We start from the raw sequence: 1,851 nt of genomic DNA on the forward strand, positions 1-1,851 counted from the left end.
CGGCGCGGGCCGCGGCGGCCGCGCAGCGGGACTGGGCGGCCCGCACCTACGAGGAGCGCGCCGCGGTGCTGCGCGCGGCGGGACGGCTGTTCGAGGAGCACGCCGCCGAGATCGGCGACTGGATCGTGCGGGAGGCCGGGTCGATCCCGCCGAAGGCGGAGCTGGAGACGCACTTCGCCGCGAGCCTGTGCTACGAGTCGGCGGCGCTGGCCTCGCACCCGCAGGGGCTGGTGCTGCCGTCGGCGCAGCCGCGGTGGAGCCTGGCGCGGCGCCGGCCCGCCGGGGTGGTGAGCGTGATCTCCCCGTTCAACTTCCCGCTGATCCTGGCGATGCGGTCGGTGGCGCCGGCGCTGGCGCTCGGCAACGCCGTGCTGCTCAAGCCGGACCCGCGCACGGCGGTGTGCGGCGGGGTGAGCATCGCGCGGATCTTCCAGGAGGCGGGGCTGCCGGAGGGGCTGCTGCACCTGCTGCCGGGCGGCCGCGAGGCCGGCGAGGCGGTGGTGGAGGCGCCGGAGGTGCGGGTGGTGTCCTTCACCGGCTCCACCGCCGCCGGACGCAGGATCGGCGAGGTGTGCGGGCGGCTCCTCAAGCGCGCCCACCTGGAGCTCGGCGGCAACAACGCGCTGATCGTGCTGCCGGGCGCGCGGGTCGCCGACGCGGTGTCGGCGGGCGCGTGGGGCGCGTTCCTGCACCAGGGGCAGATCTGCATGACCTCCGGGCGGCACCTGGTGCACGAGAGCCTGCACGCCGAGTACGTGGCGGCGCTGGCCGACAAGGCCGACAAGCTCCCGGTCGGCGACCCGGCGGCCGGGCCGGTCGCGCTCGGCCCCATCATCGACGGCGGGCAGCTCGCCCATGTCGACGAGCTGGTCAAGGCGACGGTCGCGGCCGGGGCGCGGCTGGCGGCCGGCGGCACCCACGAGGGCCTGTTCTACCGCCCGACCGTGCTGGACGAGGTGACGCCCGACATGCCCGCCTACGCGCAGGAGGTGTTCGGCCCGGTCGCGCCGGTGGTGCCGTTCTCCACGCCGCAGGAGGCGGTGGAGCTGGCGTCGGCCACCGAGTACGGGCTGTCGCTCGGCATCCTCGGCGACGTCGGGCAGGCGATGAAGATCGCCGACGCGGTGCCGGCGGGGCTGGTCCACATCAACGACCAGACGGTCAACGACGAGCCGGTCGTGCCGTTCGGCGGGGTGGCGGCCTCGGGCAACGGATCGCGGTTCGGCGGCCCGGACGCCAACATCGAGGCGTTCACCGAGACGCAGTGGGTCACGGTCCGCGGCGAGATCGCCACCTACCCCTTCTGACCTCCCCGGCCCCGTCCGATCGCCCGCCCGCCGCGCCGTGGCGCCCGGCCCGGCGGGTCTCTCCGCGGGTCGTAGGCTCGGAGCCGAGGAGGGCTGATGGGCCGCGATCCGGAGTACCTGGCGTTCCTGCGGGCCCGCCTCGCCGCACCCGGCGGGACGGGCCGCACGGTCGGCGACGCCCGCCGCGAGCACGCCGCCGACCTCGCCCGATCCCCGCGCCCGCCCGTCGGCACCGTGACCGATCTGACGCTGCCGGGGCCCGCGGGCCCGATCCCCGCCCGGCTCTACCGGCCCGCGTGGGACGGCCCGGCGCCGGCGCTGGTGTACTTCCACGGCGGCGGGTGGGTGCTCGGCGACGTCGAGTCCTACGACCCCGTCGTGCGGGCGCTGGCGGCGGCCAGCGGTGTCGCGTGGGTGTCGGCCGGGTACCGGCGCCCGCCCGAGGACCCGTTCCCGGCCGCGCTGGACGACGCCGTCGCCGCCGCCGCCGGGGTCGCGGCGAACGCGGACCGCCTCGGCCTGGACGACGCCGTCGCCGCCGCCG

General features: G+C 77.3%; 2 protein-coding genes. Both read left to right on the forward strand.

All coding sequences use genetic code 11. The annotated features are described in order from the left end of the window. The coding region (locus tag AB0K37_RS41985; protein WP_363991779.1) for a benzaldehyde dehydrogenase at window positions 1–1,307 on the forward strand (1,307 nt) is incomplete at its 5' end. Between the two features lie 96 nt (window positions 1,308–1,403). Then, the coding region (locus AB0K37_RS41990; protein WP_363991782.1) for an alpha/beta hydrolase fold domain-containing protein at window positions 1,404–1,851 on the forward strand (448 nt) is incomplete at its 3' end.

The sequence above is a fragment of the Actinomadura sp. NPDC049753 genome (assembly GCF_040674655.1).
GTDB lineage: Bacteria > Actinomycetota > Actinomycetes > Streptosporangiales > Streptosporangiaceae > Spirillospora > Spirillospora verrucosospora.